21 protein-coding genes are annotated in these 19,131 nt (G+C 42.4%); 6 read left to right on the forward strand and 15 right to left on the reverse strand.

Going from position 1 to position 19,131, the window contains the following annotated elements; genetic code table 11:
* Nucleotides 1-2: 2 nt before the first annotated feature.
* From bamA to LJ658_RS03045, 14 genes are all read right to left on the reverse strand, one after another.
* On the reverse strand, nt 3-2,549 hold the full coding sequence (bamA, locus tag LJ658_RS02980) for an outer membrane protein assembly factor BamA (RefSeq protein ID WP_230544969.1): 2,547 nt from the start codon (nt 2,547-2,549) through the stop codon (nt 3-5).
* Nucleotides 2,550-2,612: 63 nt separating this feature from the next.
* Nucleotides 2,613-3,353: an isoprenyl transferase gene (locus tag LJ658_RS02985; RefSeq protein ID WP_230544970.1), complete on the reverse strand. Its 741-nt coding sequence runs from the start codon at nt 3,351-3,353 to the stop codon at nt 2,613-2,615.
* Between the two features lie 367 nt (nt 3,354-3,720).
* The gene (locus LJ658_RS02990) at nt 3,721-4,491 is read right to left on the reverse strand and encodes a DUF6089 family protein (RefSeq protein WP_230544971.1); all 771 of its coding nucleotides are present in this window, start codon (nt 4,489-4,491) and stop codon (nt 3,721-3,723) included.
* A gap of 9 nt (nt 4,492-4,500) precedes the next feature.
* Complete coding sequence (locus LJ658_RS02995; RefSeq protein WP_230544972.1) at nt 4,501-5,382, reverse strand: NAD kinase; 882 nt, start codon at nt 5,380-5,382, stop codon at nt 4,501-4,503.
* An 80-nt stretch (nt 5,383-5,462) separates the two neighbouring features.
* Nucleotides 5,463-6,125, reverse strand: coding sequence for a CBS domain-containing protein (locus LJ658_RS03000; protein WP_230544973.1), 663 nt, complete (start codon nt 6,123-6,125; stop codon nt 5,463-5,465).
* Nucleotides 6,126-6,128: 3 nt separating this feature from the next.
* Nucleotides 6,129-6,890 carry an alpha/beta fold hydrolase gene (locus LJ658_RS03005; RefSeq protein ID WP_230544974.1) on the reverse strand — a complete coding sequence of 254 codons (762 nt, stop codon included), beginning with the start codon at nt 6,888-6,890 and terminating at the stop codon, nt 6,129-6,131.
* Nucleotides 6,891-6,993: 103 nt separating this feature from the next.
* On the reverse strand, nt 6,994-7,443 hold the full coding sequence (locus LJ658_RS03010; protein ID WP_230544975.1) for a GatB/YqeY domain-containing protein: 450 nt from the start codon (nt 7,441-7,443) through the stop codon (nt 6,994-6,996).
* 40 nt (nt 7,444-7,483) lie between these two features.
* Nucleotides 7,484-8,242 carry an SDR family oxidoreductase gene (locus LJ658_RS03015; protein ID WP_230544976.1) on the reverse strand — a complete coding sequence of 253 codons (759 nt, stop codon included), beginning with the start codon at nt 8,240-8,242 and terminating at the stop codon, nt 7,484-7,486.
* An 80-nt stretch (nt 8,243-8,322) separates the two neighbouring features.
* Nucleotides 8,323-9,057: an outer membrane beta-barrel protein gene (locus tag LJ658_RS03020; RefSeq protein WP_230544977.1), complete on the reverse strand. Its 735-nt coding sequence runs from the start codon at nt 9,055-9,057 to the stop codon at nt 8,323-8,325.
* Entirely contained in the window at nt 9,054-9,785 is a 732-nt protein-coding gene (ubiE, locus tag LJ658_RS03025) for a bifunctional demethylmenaquinone methyltransferase/2-methoxy-6-polyprenyl-1,4-benzoquinol methylase UbiE (protein WP_230544978.1), read from the reverse strand. The genes LJ658_RS03020 and ubiE overlap by 4 nt, the downstream gene beginning before the upstream one ends.
* 135 nt (nt 9,786-9,920) lie before the next feature.
* Nucleotides 9,921-10,406 (reverse strand): GNAT family N-acetyltransferase, encoded by a 486-nt coding sequence (locus tag LJ658_RS03030; protein ID WP_230544979.1) that lies wholly within the window; start codon nt 10,404-10,406, stop codon nt 9,921-9,923.
* Nucleotides 10,407-10,422: 16 nt separating this feature from the next.
* A complete protein-coding gene (locus LJ658_RS03035) occupies nt 10,423-10,914 on the reverse strand; it encodes a MarR family winged helix-turn-helix transcriptional regulator (RefSeq protein ID WP_230544980.1) in 492 nt (163 codons plus the stop codon).
* A 5-nt stretch (nt 10,915-10,919) separates the two neighbouring features.
* Nucleotides 10,920-11,417: a GNAT family N-acetyltransferase gene (locus LJ658_RS03040; RefSeq protein ID WP_230544981.1), complete on the reverse strand. Its 498-nt coding sequence runs from the start codon at nt 11,415-11,417 to the stop codon at nt 10,920-10,922.
* Between the two features lie 190 nt (nt 11,418-11,607).
* Entirely contained in the window at nt 11,608-12,096 is a 489-nt protein-coding gene (locus LJ658_RS03045) for a VOC family protein (RefSeq protein WP_230544982.1), read from the reverse strand.
* A gap of 172 nt (nt 12,097-12,268) precedes the next feature.
* Between LJ658_RS03045 and yihA the strand changes: the two genes are divergently transcribed.
* From yihA to LJ658_RS03075, 6 genes are all read left to right on the forward strand, one after another.
* The gene (yihA, locus tag LJ658_RS03050; protein ID WP_230544983.1) at nt 12,269-12,892 is read left to right on the forward strand and encodes a ribosome biogenesis GTP-binding protein YihA/YsxC; all 624 of its coding nucleotides are present in this window, start codon (nt 12,269-12,271) and stop codon (nt 12,890-12,892) included.
* A gap of 6 nt (nt 12,893-12,898) precedes the next feature.
* Entirely contained in the window at nt 12,899-13,780 is an 882-nt protein-coding gene (locus LJ658_RS03055; protein WP_230544984.1) for a UbiA-like polyprenyltransferase, read from the forward strand.
* Between the two features lie 12 nt (nt 13,781-13,792).
* Entirely contained in the window at nt 13,793-14,395 is a 603-nt protein-coding gene (locus LJ658_RS03060; RefSeq protein ID WP_230544985.1) for a Crp/Fnr family transcriptional regulator, read from the forward strand.
* A 124-nt stretch (nt 14,396-14,519) separates the two neighbouring features.
* Nucleotides 14,520-15,446, forward strand: coding sequence for an NAD-dependent epimerase/dehydratase family protein (locus LJ658_RS03065; protein WP_230544986.1), 927 nt, complete (start codon nt 14,520-14,522; stop codon nt 15,444-15,446).
* 408 nt (nt 15,447-15,854) lie between these two features.
* Nucleotides 15,855-17,555 (forward strand): M3 family oligoendopeptidase, encoded by a 1,701-nt coding sequence (locus LJ658_RS03070; protein WP_230544987.1) that lies wholly within the window; start codon nt 15,855-15,857, stop codon nt 17,553-17,555.
* 144 nt (nt 17,556-17,699) lie between these two features.
* A complete protein-coding gene (locus tag LJ658_RS03075; protein ID WP_230544988.1) occupies nt 17,700-18,356 on the forward strand; it encodes a hypothetical protein in 657 nt (218 codons plus the stop codon).
* Between the two features lie 79 nt (nt 18,357-18,435).
* On the opposite strand, the gene LJ658_RS03080 is transcribed toward LJ658_RS03075, so the two are convergent.
* Entirely contained in the window at nt 18,436-19,098 is a 663-nt protein-coding gene (locus LJ658_RS03080) for a phosphatase PAP2 family protein (RefSeq protein WP_230544989.1), read from the reverse strand.
* Between the last annotated feature and the right edge of the window lie 33 nt (nt 19,099-19,131).

Below are 19,131 nucleotides of genomic sequence, written 5' to 3' on the forward strand. Positions count from 1 at the left end.
TCTTAGTTAAATCCGCCGCTTAAGCTTTGCGCAATAGAGAAGCTAAATTGCCCCTTATTGGCAGACGGTATTCCGGGTATCGGATCATAGCCATAACCATAATCCAAACCAAGTAAACCAAAAATAGGTAAAAATATCCGTGCGCCAATACCTGTTGATCTTCTAACATTATACGGATTAAATTGAGAGAACTTATCCCAAACGTTACCACCTTCAGCAAATACCAATAAAAATATGGTTGCCGATGAACTGGTAATAACAGGGTGACGGATCTCAAAGGTTAATTTATCATAAATAGCGCTGCCCGGGTTATTGTTAGCATTAAAGTGTGAGCCTACCGGTACTATCGAGAAGTTTTCATAACCACGCAAGCCTATGATATCACTACCTTGTAAAAACTGGTAGCTCTGCATACCGTCACCACCCAGTTTAAAGCGTTCAAACGGCGATCCGGGAACGGCTGAATTATACTCGCCCAGGAAACCAAATCTTGTTTGCGTCATCAGGGTAAATTTACCGGCAAGGTGAACAAACCACTGCGCATCAAACTTAACCTTGTAGTATTCTACAAAATGATACAATTGTTCCTGCGTTGGCGGCAGCTTGTAGTTAATGTTGTTAAACAATGAATATGGCGGCGTACCCTGTAAAGTAAACTTAATGTTTGAGCCACCTGTAGGGAAGATTGGCGAGCCTTCTAACGAGTTACGCGAAAGTTCCTGCGTTAGTTTAATATTATACGAAGTACCATTTGAGAACAGGTAACCCGGATAGTTATCTAAAGCGTAATGGTCAACATTTAATGAATAATTTAACTGGAAGTGGTTATCCGGCCATTTTAAACGCTTTCCTAAAGTAACACCAATACCGTTTATACGCAGGTGGTTATAGTTAGGGTCTGTTTTGGCATAATACTGACCTGATGAGCTTAACTGGGTATAAGCCGAAACCGCAAAGTATATTGGCCTTTTTCCACCCAACCATGGCTCAGAAAATGTAAACGAGTAATTCTGATATGATCTTCCGCTTGACTGGCCTCTTAAGCTCAATTTTTCACCGTCACCTTTTGGCAGTGGTTTATAGTCCTTAAGATGGAAGATGTTTCTTATAGCGAAGTTGTTAAAGGTTAAACCTAATGTACCCACAAACTGGCCACCACCAAAACCGCCCGAAAGCTCAACCTGATCTGATGGTTTTTCAACCACGTTATAGATCAAATCAACTGTGCCATCCTGTGGATTAATGTTAACCGGTCTTGGTTCGGTTTTTTGGTCGTCAAAGTTTCCTAACTGGCCAATTATCCGCGTACTTTCAACCAATAATGCTTTGTTAAATTTTTGTCCGGGTAAAGTTTGCAATTCGCGTATAACCACTTTATCGTTGGTTACATCATTGCCTTTCACGGTTACGCGGTTAATGGTATACTGTGGGCCTTCATATACCCTTATATCCAAATCAACAGTATCATTATGGATACGGGTTTGTACCGGATCGGCGCTATACGTCAGGTATCCATCATTTAAATAAAGTGATGAAACATCGTCCCCGCCGGGACCGCCGCCACTTAATCTTTTGCTTAAAACCTCTTCGCTAAAAACATCGCCTTTTTTTATGCGTAATATCAAGTCTAAAGTCTTGTTGTCATATTTAGCATTACCAGACCATTTAATGTTACCGAAATAATATTTAGGGCCTTCAAAAACTTTAATTTTCACATCAACCGTTTGACTATCATGTTTGGTAACGGTATCGCTTATCAATGCGGCATCGCGGTAACCGGCAGCCTGCATTTTTTCAATCAGGTTTTGTTTATCTTCCAGATATTTATCAGCCTTAAATTTTTTCGACCCAAAAATGTTATAAAATTTACGGCTGCGTGTTTTTGATAAATAACCTCTTAATTTCCCCTGCGAGAAATCTTTGTTACCTTCAAAAGTAACCGAGTTTATCATCACTTTTTTGCCTTTATCAATAACCACATCCAAAATTAAACTATTGGCATCACCCGGATCGGGCCTTTGTTTGATGGTTACCGTGGTATTTAAAAATCCTTTTTCGTTAAAAAAACGTTTGATGATAGCGGTAGTACGCGTCAACAGGTTGGCGTTAACAATTTTTCCTTTATCATCTAATTTCTTGTTCAGGTCGTCAATTTCGCTTTTGCGGATACCTATTAAGCGTAAATTTGATAAACGCGGCAGTTCTTTAATAGCTATCTCAAGATAAACAGTGTCTAAGCTAATTTTGGTGATATTTAACTGTACATCATCAAATAAATTTTCTTTGTACAGGTTTTTAACAATGGTAGCGCTGGCTTCGCCGGGTAAAAGCAATTTATCACCTTTATTCACTTTGGCTATTTGAAGCAACACTTCTTTATCCAGGTGCTGGGTACCGGTAATAGTAACACCGCCAACGATGTACTCTTTAGGATTTAAATAGCTCAATGTATCAGATGATGATCTAAACATTTGAGTATTATTTTTAACCTGGGCCAGGGCAGCAGTACTTATTACGGAGAAAAGAATAGCAAACAGAAATTTATTCATTCGGATATTTTAGTGGGCTAAAAATAATTTATACAGTTGTTAAAATTTGTTAAAAGAAAAAATTTAGTTGACTTGCTCGCTTGTCATACCAAAACGGCGCTCGCGTTTTTGATAATCTAATATCGCTTCATACAGATCTTCTTTCCTGAAATCGGGCCATAATTTTGTTGTAAAATACAATTCAGCATAGGCTATTTGCCAAAGCAAATAGTTACTTATTCTAAATTCGCCACTGGTTCTTATCAACAATTCCGGGTCGGGCATATCACCGGTATATAAGTTGCTTTCAAAAAGCTTCTCATCTATGTCATCGATGTTAATTTCGCCACTCTGCACTTTAGCAGCTATATTTTTTGCTGCCTGTACAATTTCGCGCCGTGAGCTGTAGCTTAACGCCAGCGTTAACACCAAGCCGGTATTGCCCGCCGTAGTATTAATAGCATTAGTTAGCTCGTCATAACATTTTTTGGGCAGCATAGTCAAATCGCCTATGGCGTTCAGGCGAACATTTTTTTCCATAAAGTTTCTGATCTCTTTGTGGATGGTACTAACCATTAATTCCATAATGGCCATAACCTCTAACTTGGGCCGGTTCCAGTTTTCGGACGAAAAAGTATATAACGTAAGATATTTAAGGCCGAGGTTAACCCCGCCCTCTACTACGTCCCTGACAGAAAGCACACCACTGTGGTGACCGAATATTCTTAATTTGCCTTTGTCCTTCGCCCATCTGCCATTGCCATCCATAATGATAGCGATGTGCTGCGGTAACTTTAACAAATCAATCTGATCCTTATAACTCATTTCCTTTGCCGATCAATAAAAGCCCATTAAGGCCTGCAATACGTGTTTTTAATAAAAAACGATGTCTTAATAACACGCCCGATAATTATGCTTTTATTAAATAATGCCCAATTTTTCAGGTGACAAAGGTAAAACTTACTTTGTACTTTTTTAGTATGCAGATGAAAAGAAAGTTTGCACAAAAATTTACCTGTTTTTTGCTTAGCTTTTGAGTATGTGAGGGTTGATATGTGCCATCCGCAGGATATTCTGCGGGGGACCTGACCACCGGTCAGAAAATCTTTATCTTTCTTTTTTCAGCTTTTCGCGGTGCATGGTGCCCCCACTCTGGCAAAGTCAGCGGTTGCTTCACAATGACAGTACCGGGTTAATAATAGCACTTTTGTGTTATAAAGGTATATGACAAAGTAAAACCTACAAAAAGATAGGTATCATGCGGCTGCAAATCACCGCGTTGCGTGCCTGTCGCGGCAGTTTGTCCGGCTGAGCGATCGGACAGTGCCAATGCTACCGAGCCGGGCTGCAGTTTGCTTTTATCAATATATACACCGCTTACGTCATCCAGATAATCTGTATAGGCTGTACGATAGCCCAGTTCTGCAGCTAAACTAAACCTGCCGGCTATATTATATTTTATGCCCACACCAAAGGGCACGGCTATAGCAGTATTAGCATAAGCTTTACCTTCAGTTTGATAATCCCGCAGATCATAGGTTTGCCCCCGGTAGGTTGCCTGCGGATTGTACGCCATATAAGCAATCCCCGCAAAAATATAAGGCGTATATACATTTTTGCTTACAGACGGAACATAGCTCATCAGGTTAAACTCGCCGGTTAGGCTGGCCTCATTTAACAACGTCCTGAAACTTAGGTTACGGTTACGCGCCTGTTGGTTTTTTGAGGTACTGTCGGCACCCGCTATACGGCCCAGGGTATAGCCAAGCTTTAATGAAAGATAGCCATCAAAATTTCGCTTTACAAACAACCCGGCAGCCAGGCCTGATACTTTAATTGGGTTGGTCTGGTTCAGGTCGCCCATATAACCTGCCCCGCCGCCAAAGCCACCTATCTCCCAGGTCTGTGCCCGGACATTAAGCGAAACCACCAGGAATAAAATTACAAGTAACGTTTTAAACATCCACCCCAATTAATAGTTGCGCGCATCAAGGCCCCACAACAGTTTGTTCCTTAACGTTGATAAATAACTTTCATTATTTAAACGGATCAGATTCAACTCAAATTTTGCTTTCTGAACCTTAAACCGCATAGTTTTATCTATCACTTCAGTCTTCGAGTCGCAGGACAGGATGTAGTTTGCACTGCGCGATTCGACTTCAAAAGACAATACACAGCTATCAGGCAGCACAATTGGCCTTACATTTAAATTATGCGGAGATACGGGTGTAACTACAATGCTGTTTGACTCGGGGAAGATAATCGGGCCGCCGCAGCTTAAAGAGTAAGCGGTTGAGCCGGTTGCGGTTGCTATAATAATGCCATCGCCCCAGTAAGAGTTTAAAAACTCGCCATCCAGGAACATATTGGTTGTGATCATGGCGGAATCATCACGTTTATGGATGGTAATGTCATTAAGCGCGAAGTTATCTATCCCCAAAATATTCAGCTCAGACTCAACACTAAGCAACCCCCGGCTATCCAGCGTGAAGTGATTATTGACCACAGCGTGTATAGCTGAGGCAATATCATTTTTATTTACACTGGCTAAAAAACCCAGCCTGCCAAAATTAATACCTATTATCGGCACACCCGAGTCGCGGATTACGCTGACCATATCCAACAGTGTACCATCGCCACCAAGGGTGATAAAAACGTCGATAAGGCCTTTTATGCGGTCTCCGTCATTCAGCACATTGTATGCCCCGGTATTTATTTTGCCCGAAAGATAATTGTTTAGCTGGTGATGAACATATATATCAACCGCATGCAGCGAAAGACTATCAAATACCTGTTGAATGTAAGGAATTACCGCCTGATCATTAAAGTGCCTGCCGTATACTGCTATTGTCATTAGTTAATGGTTCATGGTTGATAGTTCATTGGACCTTAGCGGGATGGAAATATACGATGAACCATCAGCTATGAACTAAGCTATAAATTTAGATAATTCATTAATGAATCGTATCTGTCCATTGAGTTGTCATTATTATCGCTGTGATTAAAAGTGGCTTTAACGTCATACTCATAGCGCAAAAATGTAGCAATTATATTTGATATATCCTGTTTGTTTACTTTTAGGGTAACCTCCATACGGGTTGAATCCGGGAAAGTGCGCACGTATGAACTCAGAATCTGGGCGTTGTCTGACTCTACAATCTGCGCCATATGCGCGAGCGAGTTGTTTTTGTTATTGATATCCAGCACAATAATGCCACCCGGCTGCGAAACCGATGCTATAGTAGCAAAATATTGGTTCATGGCATTAATGGGTATTAGCCCCAAATAATTTTTTTTGATATCCAACACCGGTACCACGCTAAGCTGTTGCTCATAAAAAAGGCGGATCACATCATAAATATGCTGGTCTTCACGCACGTACGGATTAACCAGTGAAAGTGCCAGTGTACCTATGGGCGTTTGGGGATCCATTTCGGGCTGTATATCACTTTCGGCAAGCAGGCCCAAAAACTGCTCTTCGTTTACAATGGGTAAATGGCGGACCCTAAACTCCACCATACGGTCAAGCACCTTCTGTATCGTGTCAGAGGTGTGTACCGGTGGTATCGCTTCAGCTATTAATTCGCCCGCAAACATATTTTATGCTCCTATTTTTTGTAAAAATCCTTTTAACAAACGGTTAAACTCCTGCGGGTGCTCCATCATGGCAGCGTGGCCGCATTTATCTATCCAGTGTAACTCAGAGTCGGGCAGCAACTGATGAAATTCCTCAGCAACCTCCGGCGGTGTTATTTTATCATTTTTACCCCATATTAATGCAACCGGCATATGTATTTTATGCAAATCCTTTTTCATATTATGGCGTATGGCCGATTTTGCCATGGCTAACAACCTGATAACGCTATGCCGGTCATTAACTAATTTATAAACTTCGTCAATTAATTCGGGCGTAGCAATTTTAGGGTCGTAAAAAGTGTATTCAACCTTTTCTTTTACAAATTCCATACTTTCCCTTCGCGGGAAAGACCCTCCAAAAGCATTCTCATACAAACCGGAGCTTCCGCTTAAAACCAGCGCCCTTAATTTCTCAGGGTGGGCCAGTGCATATATTAAACCAACATGGCCGCCTAACGAGTTTCCAAGCAGGATAACATTCTCCAGTTTTTTATATTTAATAAACTTATGTACGTATTTTGATAACGTTTTTACCCCGGTAGTTATTACCGGCAGATCATATACAGGCAACATGGGTAAAATTACCCGGTATTTATCTTTAAACGCTTCAATAACTTCCTCCCAATTACTAAGCCCTCCCATTAAGCCGTGCAGCAACAACAGCACTTCGCCTTCGCCCTCATCGATGTAACTAAAACCACGTTCCTCTTTAAGCACGAAACCCATATATATATTCTTTGTAAATGTTAATTTTAATAACGATCAGTATTTTGATACCCGCCATAAAAATAGCTTATTGCGGTTTACCTGCAACTATAAAAACAATAATTTATCCTAACAATTGTTTTACCACCTCTGATATGGTTTTCCCATCCGCCTGGCCGGCAAGTTCTTTATTTGCCATACCCATTACCCTGCCCATATCTTGTATTGAGGTTGCGCCTATGCGCCCTATTAGTTCCTGCACAAAGCCTTCAATTTCAAAACGCGTCATTTGTTGCGGTAAATATGGCTCAATTACCTGCATCTCACCTATCTCAATCTGGTAAAGATCGTCCCTGCCCTGTGTTTTGTAAATATCAGCCGACTCTTTACGCTGCTTTACCAGTTTTTGCAACACCTTAATCTCGGCCTCGGGGGTTAGTTCTTCGGCGGCGCCTTTTTCTGTTTTGGCCAGCAATAAAGCTGATTTTATCGCACGCAGGCCCTGCAACCGTTCCGGCTGTTTAGCAAGCATGGCTAATTTAATATCCTGATCTATTTGTGTTATTAGTGACATCTTAATTATTATTGAATGAATGTTTTTATTTAAACATTAGCTATTTTCTGACTATTGTTGTTGCATTAGCCTGCGCAGTTGGCATAATTAACAACTCATTAATGTTAACATGCTTAGGGCGCGATACTACAAAAAATATTGTTTCGGCAATATCTTCGGCTGCCAGCGGCTCAAAACCGTCATACACTTTTTTGGCCCTTTCCTTATCGCCATGAAAACGAACTTCAGAAAACTCAGTTGCAACCGCGCCCGGATGTATGGCAGTTACTTTTATACCATGCTGCACCAGGTCTATCCGCATGCCTTTATTTAATGCGTCTACCGCATGCTTGGTGGCACAATACACATTGCCGTTTGGATAAACCTCTTTGCCTGCTATCGAACCAATATTTACAATATGTCCTTTACCGTTAGCTATCATCCAGTTTGAAATTACCTTGCTTACGTATAACAGGCCCTTAATGTTGGTATCAATCATGGTATCCCAGTCGTCAAGGTCGCCCTTTTGTATAGGATCAAGCCCCTGGCTTAAACCGGCATTGTTTATCAGCACGTCAACCTTTTTCCATTTAGCCGGCAGGCTTTCTAAATTAGCAGTAACCTGCTCACGGTCGCGCACATCAAAAGCGCAAACGGCAACTTCGGTGTCATATTTTTTATTTAGGCGTGCGGCTAGCTTTTCTAACCGGTCAAGCCGGCGGCCTGTTAGTATTAGGTTATACTTTTCGCGCGCAAACAATTCTGCGCAGGCCTGGCCAATTCCGGCGGTAGCCCCGGTTATTAATGCAATTTTAGCCATAGTTATCCTATAAAATTCGGTGCGAAATTAGACTTTTTCATTGGGACTTAAATGATTTTAAACAGATTTAAGCAAGCAGCCTACTCAAAGTAAAGGCTAAACATTAACGTATGCAATGATAATTTGTTTATCGGTGCTGCATAAGGATGATCTTCGTGAAGCAATACGTTGCCAAATGAGTTTGATAGCTTTATCTCGGGCGATAACTTAAAAAACTCAAAATAGATATCGCAGCCCAGGCCCGCTTCGTATGAGCCAAAACCACTGATATTTTTAACATGTTTATCAATTGGCGCCAGTGCGGCATCGGCGTTGGCGCGCGAGCCAATGCCTTGCGAATATTTTACACCGCCTAAGATATAAGCCCTGAAATCGCCTATTCTATCGGACTTTATTTTGAGGGACACGGGCAGATCAACCGATGTGGACTGAACAGATTTTGTTGTATTAAGCGATGGCGTGACATAGGTATAGGTCAAACTGCGGTCGGCAAAAACCAATGACGGGGTTACACGTGCCTCTAAATGTTCCGTAAGCATGAACCGGGCCAGGAAACCAACAGCGAAACCCTGTGAACCCGGTGACGAAATCGTATTTAAAGGATCGGTTACTTTAACGCCGTCTTTATCTATAAAAGGATCGCGCCAGTTGGCATTCTTATCAATCTTAAAATAACTGTCTACATAACTAAAGCTAAAACCAAAGCTTATATCTTTTTGATCAGCGGCGCCGCCCCATTTGGGCACCGACTGCGCAAACAGGCTGTCGCCGCAAAAAAAAGATAAAATTAGTAGCAGGTATCTTAGTTTAATCATTTAACGCCTGTATAAATTGAACAGATACCAAACGCTAATGGCCTGCATTTGGTATGTTTAAAGCCTACCTTATCCATTACCGCGATAAAATCTTTACCATCCGGAAAGGCCGCTACCGATTCAGGCAGATAGGAATAGGCTCTCGAATCTTTTGAAAAAAGCTTGCCGATACCCGGCGTGATATAGTTGAAATAAAATTTATACAATTGCTTTACCGGGAATACCTTTGGTTTTGAAAACTCCAACACAACGGCTTTACCACCCGGTTTTAATACCCGGTTAATATCGGCCATACCCATTTCCAGGTTCTCGAAATTACGCACGCCGTAAGCAACCGTTACTGCGTCAAACTCACCGGCTTCGAAAGGTAGTTTTTCCGAGTCGCCCAGCTTAATTTCAAATTTACCGCCTAAGCCGCGTTTGGTAATTTTTTGTTGCGCGATATCCAACATCCCCTGCGAAATATCAACCCCGACAATTTTATCGGGATTTAAGATGGATAAAGCTTCGAAGGCAAAATCACCAGTACCGGTGGCTACATCCAGGATCAGTTTTGGCTGATCTTTCTTTAACTCGTTAATGGCTTTTTTGCGCCAGATAATATCAATACCCAACGACATGAAGTGGTTCAGGAAATCATAGGTTTTTGATATATTATTAAACATATCGGCCACCTGCTCTTTTTTGGTGCCCTGCTCCTGGCTGTACGGGATTACGGTTTTGCTCATAGTATGGCGCAAAGATAGGGATTTAGAGATTAGTGATTGGAGGTTAGAGATTAGTTTTTAAACCTTACATTACAAACAACTAATCCCTAATAGTCGATAGCGATCAGGTGTTACACCTGACACAGCTGACACAACTTATAACTCCTTCACCATCCAAATCGTACAGGCAAAATGCCCCGAGTTGCCCAAAGCTCCATCTAATGGCTTAAAACCGGCCTTTTCATACATGCTTACAGCTTTAGCTAATTGAGGAAAGGACTCCAGGTATAAATGCGTGTAACCCAACCCGGCAGCAGCTTCGTAACATTTGTCCATCAGCATTTTGCCGATGCCTTTGCCGCGGGTTGCAGCCGTGAGGTATAGTTTTACCAGTTCGGCGTAGCCGGTTGGTAAGCCGGGCGTAGGGTAAACGCCGCAGCCGCCAATTAAAACGCGGTCTTCTTCGGTTACAAAATAGCAGCTGTTTGGTGCTTCGGCAAATAGCTGATATAGACGATCAGTATCCGGATCGGAATAAACGGTGCCTACCTTGGGTACATCAAATTCAACCAGCGATTCACGGATGATCCGCGCCAGTTCGATGTTATCTTCGGGTTTAATATTTCTTATCGTTATTGACATAATTGTAGTATTCAAGTTAATTTCTTGCTTCGTTTGCCGCCATAATAACTTTGGCGCGCTGGTAAAAGCTCTGGATCTCCATTTGCTTTTCTACCTCTTCAATGGCTTTCATCAGGTTATTTTGGGTATCGGTTAATTGCGTCGCGGCGGCTATCATAATTTTCCAGACGGGTTTCATTTGTTCTATTAACGCTTTACCTTTTTCGGTTAGTTGTACCAGGCGCTTTCGCTCGTCGGCCTTATCTTTGCCCGATTTGATGAGCTTCAGCTTTTCCAATTCTTTTAATAAGGTAATGGTTGAAGGATGACTGTAACCGATCTCGTTTGCCAATTCGACCACGCTTAACACCGGCCGGAAATACAGTGTGTAGATCACCGGGAACCACTTGGGTTCAAAGTCGATGCCGTGCGCTTTGTAGATCAATAAGCCATCCTTACGCATTTGTTCGCTAAGTCGCTGCATCCGGGTGGCAATAGCCAATATGCCCGATTCGTCAATTACTCCCATAACTTTTATTTAATTAAATGTAACTGGTAAAACATCGTGTCGGTTAACATCAGCGGAAAATAAGGCGGCAAGTCTTCTTTTGCTATCCTTTCAAAACCATTACGCTCATAAAACCGGTGCGCGGCTTTTAATGGTTCAACTGTGCCTAACTGCACATCGGTTATACCATTATCGCGGCAAAACTGCAGCAATACATCCAATAGTTTTTGGGCCATGCCCCACTCCCTGCCCCGGTAAGCTGGTTTAACAAACATCTTGCGGATGCAGCCCGCATTGTGACCGGTATTTATTAACGCGATGGTGCCTGCTAACTCTTCGCCCACAAAAGCGCCCCAGAAATTACCGTCACCTGCATGATAATTGGTATCGATATCCCGCAGATCGGGCTGTTGATCAATAGTTATCGTTAAGCCAAATTCTTTTTGCTGGATGGATAAAATAAGATCAATTACCTGCTCACAATATTCATTATGAATAGGCCGGATGGTTAATGGAACTGTCATACTATTAATTAATATACAATATTACGTAGTTAACTACATATAATGCAACATTTATTTGTAAATTATTTTTTTTGAAAAAGAATGCCCCGTTGGGGCTACCCAATTTGTTAAGGGTAGCCCCAACGGGGCAAAATATATTTCTCTGTTGGCTACAAACGGATAGCCCTTGGGCAGAATACTTGCTTGTAGGTTATTTAACCAGTGCCAACAATCCCTCCATATCCAACCTGCGGGTAAACATTTCTATTTCGCCATCGGCATCAAACGGCCATTGTTCTTTGGGTCGGTCCCAATACAATTCAACGCCGTTACCATCTGGATCGTCAAGGTATATAGCTTCCGACACGCCATGATCTGATGCACCCGTGATGGGGTATTTTTTGTCTATTAACCGCTGTAAAATTGCGGCTAGGTCCTTACGTTCAGGGTATAATATAGCGGTGTGGAACAACCCCGGTGCAAACTCTGGTGCGCGTGGTGCGCCTTTACTTTGCCAGGTATTTAAGCCGATATGATGATGGTAGCCACCGGCAGATATAAATGCTGCCTGGTCGCCGTAAAGTTGTTGAATCTCAAAACCCAGTAATCCGCTGTAAAAGTCTAAGGACTTTTGCAGATCGCTCACTTTTAAATGTACGTGGCCTATACGGGTTTGGGCAGGGATTTTATAATCGCTCATTTTATCAGAGATTAGGGGTGAGTTAATTAGTGATCAGGCAGGACAAATATAAATGTTTAAACATTTATATTTGTCGCATATTAAATAGATTACAATTTGCTGATACGAATATAAGCTACAGAACCAATCTTCAATCTTTATTCACCAATCTTTAATTCACTATCTTTGCCGCATGATCATAAAATCTGCCGACTTTATTTGCAGCAATACCCAGATATCCAAACTTCCGCCGCCGGTAAAGCCCGAGTATGCTTTCATCGGCCGGTCGAACGTGGGTAAGTCATCATTAATTAATATGCTGACGGCTAAAAAAGGTCTGGCCAAAACATCGCAAACACCCGGCAAAACCCAGCTAATCAATCATTTTTTAGTGAATGATAACTGGTATATCGTCGATCTGCCTGGTTATGGCTATGCACGTGCATCAAAAACCAAAAAAGCCGACTGGAACAAGTTCATCCAACAATACCTGGATAAGCGCGAAAGCCTGCAATGCGTAATGGTTTTGATTGACAGCCGCCTTGATCCACAGAAAATAGACATTGAGTTTTGTAACTGGCTGGGTGAAAAAGGGCTGTCGTTTGTGCTGGTGTTTACCAAAGCCGATAAGCAATCGAGCATAAAAACAGATCAGAGCATAGCTAAATTTAAAAAAGCTTTATTGGAGACTTTTGACGAAGTACCGCAGATCTTTATTACCTCGGCCGAAGAGCATCTTGGTCGTGATGAGATCTTAGGTTTCATCAGCACCATCAACCAGGATTTTGAAATACCGGATTATAAGACGTTTGATTAAGCATACATGAAAAAATATCTCTCATTAGTAACTTTCTCGCATACCATATTTGCCATGCCGTTTGCTTTTATCGGCTTTTTTTTGGCGGTGACCACTACCACCCATACCTTTGAATGGCCAAAGCTGGTGATGATGGTTTTGTGTATGGTGTTTGCCCGTAACTCGGCCATGGCGTTTAACCGTTACCTGGACAGGGAGATTGATGCCAAGAACCCACGCACCAAAGTACGCGATATCCCGGCCGGTCGCATCAGTGCGGCATCAGCGTTAACGTTTACTATTGCTAACTGCCTGTTGTTTATAGCTACCACTTACTTTATTAATACACTTTGCTTTTACCTGTCGCCGGTGGCTTTACTGGTGGTGTTAGGTTACAGCGCTACCAAACGTTTTACCGCGCTTTGCCATTTGGTTTTAGGACTGGGCTTATCGCTTGCACCTATCGGCGCTTATTTGGTTGTTACAGGCGAGTTTGCCTTGCTGCCGATATTTTTCTCACTGGCCGTATTATGCTGGGTGAGCGGTTTTGATATTATCTATGCCTTACAGGACGAGGACTTCGACCGTACTGAAAACCTGCATTCTATCCCCGCCTGGTTGGGTAAAGTAAATGCTTTGCGCCTCTCTACCTTCTTGCATGTATTATCGGCGATATTTATTGTGCTGCCGGTGTTTTATACCCAGGTTGGTTTGCTTTATTATGTGGGGATCCTGTTTTTCTGCATCATGCTAACGTACCAGCACCTGTTGGTTAAACCGAACGACTTGAGCCGGGTAAACTTCGCCTTTATGACTACTAATGGCATTGCCAGTGTAGTGTTTGCGAGTCTGTTTTTATTAGACAGAACCTTGCTGTTGCATGGGCTATTTATGGGGATAAAGCTTTAAAATAACCGGTATATGGATAGCTCGATCGCACTAATTAGCTTCAGAAAATCGCTTGAAAAATTTGTTGAGTTTAATGAGGCAGAGTGGATCGTATTTACCCAACATCTAACCTTTAGTACCTTAAAAAAGAAACAATATTTTGCCGAGTGTGATAAAGTATGCGACAAAATAGCTTTTATTGTTACCGGATCGGTACGTTATTTCCACATGAAGGATGGCCTGGATATAACCGGTTACTTCAGTTTTGAGAATGAATTTGTAAGCTCCTACAAAAGTTACCTTACCCGCCAGCCAAGCTTAACCTACATTCAGGCGCTGGAAGATACCCGCCTCATTAACATCAGCCGGGCAGATATGGAGAAAATGCTGAATAATCCTTTGCTTGCCTATAAAATGGAACGCTTTGGCCGCCTGGTTGCCGAGTACTATCTATGCTGCTATGAAGACAGGGTGGCTTCGTTTATCACACAATCGCCCGAGGAGCGTTACCTGCAGTTGTTAAGTAATGGTAAAGAGATCCTGCAAAGAATGCCGCAACACTACATCGCTAATTTTTTAGGCATCACGCCCGTTTCGCTTTCGCGGATAAGAAGACGATTGATCGTAGCCCGGTAACCTCACCCTGCTACTCCTTACTGCCATCACCGATCACGCAACGTTGATCGTATTTCTTATCTTTTGTTAACGTTTTAAGTATCAGTACTGATCTACTTTTGTATCACACTAAAACAGAAAGATCATGTATACGATATTAGGAGCCGGCGGACCGGTAGCAAACGCACTAACCACCGAGTTAGAAAACAATAACCAGACCGTACGTCTTATTAGCCGCAAGCCTGTTAACCCGGCTAAATCAAATACCACCTGGAAAAAGGCAGACCTGCTGAATTACGACGAATTATCAATGGCTGCAAAAGGGGCAACTGTAATTTACCTATGTGCCGGCCTAGTGTACGACAAAGACATTTGGCGCGAACAATGGCCCGTATTAATGCGTAATGTTATTGAAGTAACTAAACAGAACAACGCACGTTTGATATTCTTTGACAACGTTTACATGTATGGCCTGGTTAACGGGCCGATGACTGAAGACACGGCCTATAATCCGATAAGTGAGAAAGGTAAAGTTCGTGCCGAAATAGCCAACATGTTGATGGCTGAAATTAAAGCCGGAAACATAAGGGCCTCCATAGCACGCGCCGCCGATTTTTACGGCACAAACTCAATGAACAGCTTTTTTGATATGATGGTGCTTGATAAATATGCCAAACACCAGACAGCCCAATGGATGGGCGATGTTAATAAATTACATTGCTTTAGCTATATACCTGATATGGGCAAAGCCATGTACCTGTTAGGCCAACACCCGGAAAGCGACAACCAGATCTGGCACCTTCCAACCGCAAAACCCATGCGCGGCAAAGCCTTTATTGAACTGGCTGCACGCATTTATCATGTAAAACCCAAATACTTCAAAATTAACAAACTGATGCTTTTTGTTATCGGGTTGTTTAACAAGCTGATAATGGGAACGGTAGAGATGTATTACCAGTGCATTAATGATTATGTGTTTGATAGCAGCAAATTTGAAAAAGCGTTTAATTTTAAACCTACAAGTTATGAGGATGGGATAAAACTTATGTCTGAGACATTGTATAAGAAATGATTTGATTCAGCATTGGACGTTGTGAGAAGAGTTTGATAACAATTTTATCAGATTTAGTAGGGTGTTCTAAAATTTATGGGAATAAGGCTTTAAAAACACTTACTTCGCTTGAAGTTCCGGGGTGTTCCGCTTTGCGTGAGCGGAACACCCCGGAACAGGTGGAACACTACGGAACACCCCCTGTTAGATTTGGAACACCATAATAGTTAAGCAGGACACTGCTATAGTTAAAAAATTAATTTTTAAATGGAGTGACAGGATCCTGTCATTGTGATGAGTATGGCGCATCTGCGACGAGCGCGGGTAAGAGCTATCTAAATTAATCTTTATTTACATTATCCTGTTTCCGCACTTCCCAACTAATTTGCACATTTGCATATCTGCATATTTGCACATCAACACATCATCATGATCCATAAAAAAACACGCACCTATATACCTGCCGACCTTGAAATTAAATGGGAAACGCTTGAGCCATTATATAAAGATTTGGTTGAGCGCCCGATAAATTCCGTTGGAGAACTGGAGCATTGGCTTCACGACCGCAGCGAGCTGGAAGCCGCTTTGGAAGAAGACTTTGCCTGGCGCTATATCCGCATGACCTGCGACACCAATAACGAACAATTGCTGGCCGATTTCCAGTATTTCGCTACCGAGATCGAACCCAAAACCGCGCCTTATAGCAACGAGTTAAACAAAAAGCTGGTAGCCAGCAAATATTTAGACAAGCTGGATAAAGACAAATATTTTGTTTACCTGCGCGGCATTAAAAAATCGCTAGAATTATTCCGCGAAGAGAACATCCCGATCCAAACCGAGATCCAGGTTGAGCAACAAAAATACCAGTCGATAAGCGGGTCATTATCCGTTCACATCGGTGATAAAGAATATACGTTAGAGCAGGCTGCCGTATTTTTAAAAGATACCGACCGCGCCAAGCGCCAGGAAGTTTGGGAGAAGATCACCTTCCGCCGCCTGGAAGAAAAAGAAAAACTGAACGACCTGTTTGATCACCTGCGTGTGCTGCGCCATAAAGTGGCCGTAAACGCGGGTTTTGAAAACTACCGCGATTATATGTTCCAGGCTTTGGGCCGTTTTGACTACACCCCGCAGGATTGCTACGCTTTTCATGAGGCTATCGAACTGGAGATCGTTCCTATCCTGCGCGAACATGCCGAACAACGCAAAGCAGCTTTAGGACTGGATACCTTGCGCCCCTGGGACATGGACGTTAACACTTCGGGCAAACCGGCCTTAAAGCCGTTTAACAGCGGTGCGGAGCTCATTGAAAAATCTATCCAATGCTTCCGCAATATCAATAGCTACCTGGGCGAGCGTTTGGAAATTATGAAGGACAATAACCTGTTTGATGTGGAGAGCCGCAAGGGCAAGGCACCGGGCGGTTATAACTATCCGCTGTCAGAAACCGGCGCGCCGTTTATTTTCATGAACTCGGCCAATACCTTTCGCGACCTGACTACCATGGTACATGAAGGCGGCCACGCGGTGCATACTTTTTTAACTGCCGATCTGGAACTGAACGATTTTAAACATTGTCCGTCTGAAGTTGCCGAACTGGCCTCTATGTCGATGGAGTTAATATCTATGGATAACTGGAACGTCTTTTTTGATAACGAGGAGGACCTTAAACGCGCCAAACGCGATCAGTTGGTTGATGTGCTGAAAACCCTGCCCTGGGTAGCCGTTGTCGACCAGTTTCAGCATTGGATCTATACCAACCCGGATCATTTAGCCTCAGAGCGTGCCGATGCCTGGTTAAAAATATACGAGCCTTTTGGCGCAGGTTTTGCAGACTGGAGCGGCCTTGAAGAGGCAGAAGCCAACTTATGGCAAAAACAACTGCACATATTTGAGATCCCTTTTTACTACATTGAATATGGTTTTGCGCAATTGGGCGCCATAGCAGTTTACAAAAATTATAAGGAAAATCCCGCGAAGGCGCTGCAACAATACCTTGATGCCCTAAAATTAGGTTACACTAAAACCATTAAGGAGATTTATGAAACCGCCGGAATTCAATTTGATTTCAGCGCCGCTTATGTAAAAGAATTAGCCGATTTTATCAAGGCCGAAATAGCTAAATTATAAACATTAATTGGCTAGATTTCAGTAAATTACATATTCGAATATTAATACAGCCGGGGTTTTGTAAACTTCGGCTGTCTTGTCTATACCAATGTCATAAAACACCAAAAATTAACTTTTTGGTATGGTTTTAGGGCAGGTACAGGTATGAAAAAGATATTTTTAATTTCAGCGACACTTATATTATCAGCTCTGGCCGGCTTTGCCCAGGAGCTGAAACCGGTAAAAATAGATAGCGTAGTTACAGTATCAATGCCTGCTGCGTATCAAAAAACCGATACCCTGGGTCAGCAGGTATTTTCTTCAAACTCGTCATTGGGTTATGTAGTTGTATTAAGGACCCCTAATGCCAAAAACACGGCTCCCCTGCAAAGAGAGAATGACCTGGACAGGGTATTAAAAGAGAACGTTAAAAGCATCCAGGCCGAGTCAAGCAACGCCAGTGCGCAATATGTACGCGATACCACCATTGGTAAGCTAAAGGCCAAAACATTTACCTTACAAACCGATAACGGCCAGGGCGACATCCAATTTAGAAACATTGTGCTGTTATACACCAATGCTGCAAGCTATGTTTTTGAATATGTATACCCCAACGCCCGTAAAGAGATGATTAACGGAGAATATAAATCGTTTATAAACTCAATCAAACTATCTCCCGAACTGCAAAGAAATGATCAGTATATATCAAATGCTAAAAGTACCCCGATTGTACTGATCGTAGGTTTAGCAGGCGGAGGTTTGCTGATAGCATTTGCAGTTGGTTTCTATATCCAGCGAAAAAAGAGAATGGAACTGGAATAATCCTGCCATTTTTGGAAACAGCGAAGTAACTGGGTACAGCAAGTGCAGTTGTCGGTTGCTTCGCTTTTTAAAATGACAGCTATTTTTTTTTCAACAGTCCCCTATCCCATTTGGGAGACTTTAAAAACTTTCTGTTCGCTGTCCACCAGATCCATATTACGGTAATTACCACGCCTATTACAGAACCGGCTGTGACATCCTCAAAAAAATGCTGGCTCAGGTACATCCTGGAGTAACCCACCAGTACGGCAAGTAACAAAAGCGGTAATCCCCAAAATTGGTTTTTACACCAGTAGGTTAACAGGATTGCCGTTGAAAAAGCAGTAACGGTATGACCTGACGGGAAACTATGGAAACTGAGCTGATCTGTACCGGTAACAAAATGGATCTTTAATAACTGGTTATGAAAATATAATTTAGGCCGGGGTGCGGCAAATGCATACTTTAGGGCCTGCGCCACTATTGTTGAACTTGCCAGGTAGCTGCCCGCCAGAATAAATGCCTTACGATAGCTGAATAAAGCTAGTACAGCAGCCAGCAGGATAGTTGTTAACCCATCACCTATATCAGTAATATACGGGGCTATAGCGTCGGCCCAGCTCCAGTTGCGGGCATTCACTGCAAAATAGATCTCCTCGCGGGTATAAGTTAGCTTAATGATGAGGCAGGCGGCTATCAGGATCAGATAGGGTATAAAAAAAAATCTGACCTTGTATAAAACGGCCTTTATTCCGATATTCATAGGTGCAAAGTAAGCATATCCTTACATCCCAAC

This window comes from Mucilaginibacter sp. UR6-11 (assembly GCF_020880695.1).
In the GTDB taxonomy this organism is placed as follows: Bacteria; Bacteroidota; Bacteroidia; order Sphingobacteriales; family Sphingobacteriaceae; genus Mucilaginibacter.

What these genes read in the sequence shown, in the direction of transcription:
- bamA (WP_230544969.1), bottom strand. Translation starts at nt 2,549, where the DNA reads ATGAATAAATTTCTGTTTGCTATTCTTTTCTCCGTAATAAGTACTGCT.
- LJ658_RS02985 (WP_230544970.1), bottom strand. Translation starts at nt 3,353, where the DNA reads ATGAGTTATAAGGATCAGATTGATTTGTTAAAGTTACCGCAGCACATC.
- LJ658_RS02990 (WP_230544971.1), bottom strand. Translation starts at nt 4,491, where the DNA reads ATGTTTAAAACGTTACTTGTAATTTTATTCCTGGTGGTTTCGCTTAAT.
- LJ658_RS02995 (WP_230544972.1), bottom strand. Translation starts at nt 5,382, where the DNA reads ATGACAATAGCAGTATACGGCAGGCACTTTAATGATCAGGCGGTAATT.
- LJ658_RS03000 (WP_230544973.1), bottom strand. Translation starts at nt 6,125, where the DNA reads ATGTTTGCGGGCGAATTAATAGCTGAAGCGATACCACCGGTACACACC.
- LJ658_RS03005 (WP_230544974.1), bottom strand. Translation starts at nt 6,890, where the DNA reads ATGGGTTTCGTGCTTAAAGAGGAACGTGGTTTTAGTTACATCGATGAG.
- LJ658_RS03010 (WP_230544975.1), bottom strand. Translation starts at nt 7,443, where the DNA reads ATGTCACTAATAACACAAATAGATCAGGATATTAAATTAGCCATGCTT.
- LJ658_RS03015 (WP_230544976.1), bottom strand. Translation starts at nt 8,242, where the DNA reads ATGGCTAAAATTGCATTAATAACCGGGGCTACCGCCGGAATTGGCCAG.
- LJ658_RS03020 (WP_230544977.1), bottom strand. Translation starts at nt 9,057, where the DNA reads ATGATTAAACTAAGATACCTGCTACTAATTTTATCTTTTTTTTGCGGC.
- ubiE (WP_230544978.1), bottom strand. Translation starts at nt 9,785, where the DNA reads ATGAGCAAAACCGTAATCCCGTACAGCCAGGAGCAGGGCACCAAAAAA.
- LJ658_RS03030 (WP_230544979.1), bottom strand. Translation starts at nt 10,406, where the DNA reads ATGTCAATAACGATAAGAAATATTAAACCCGAAGATAACATCGAACTG.
- LJ658_RS03035 (WP_230544980.1), bottom strand. Translation starts at nt 10,914, where the DNA reads ATGGGAGTAATTGACGAATCGGGCATATTGGCTATTGCCACCCGGATG.
- LJ658_RS03040 (WP_230544981.1), bottom strand. Translation starts at nt 11,417, where the DNA reads ATGACAGTTCCATTAACCATCCGGCCTATTCATAATGAATATTGTGAG.
- LJ658_RS03045 (WP_230544982.1), bottom strand. Translation starts at nt 12,096, where the DNA reads ATGAGCGATTATAAAATCCCTGCCCAAACCCGTATAGGCCACGTACAT.
- yihA (WP_230544983.1), top strand. Translation starts at nt 12,269, where the DNA reads ATGATCATAAAATCTGCCGACTTTATTTGCAGCAATACCCAGATATCC.
- LJ658_RS03055 (WP_230544984.1), top strand. Translation starts at nt 12,899, where the DNA reads ATGAAAAAATATCTCTCATTAGTAACTTTCTCGCATACCATATTTGCC.
- LJ658_RS03060 (WP_230544985.1), top strand. Translation starts at nt 13,793, where the DNA reads ATGGATAGCTCGATCGCACTAATTAGCTTCAGAAAATCGCTTGAAAAA.
- LJ658_RS03065 (WP_230544986.1), top strand. Translation starts at nt 14,520, where the DNA reads ATGTATACGATATTAGGAGCCGGCGGACCGGTAGCAAACGCACTAACC.
- LJ658_RS03070 (WP_230544987.1), top strand. Translation starts at nt 15,855, where the DNA reads ATGATCCATAAAAAAACACGCACCTATATACCTGCCGACCTTGAAATT.
- LJ658_RS03075 (WP_230544988.1), top strand. Translation starts at nt 17,700, where the DNA reads ATGAAAAAGATATTTTTAATTTCAGCGACACTTATATTATCAGCTCTG.
- LJ658_RS03080 (WP_230544989.1), bottom strand. Translation starts at nt 19,098, where the DNA reads ATGAATATCGGAATAAAGGCCGTTTTATACAAGGTCAGATTTTTTTTT.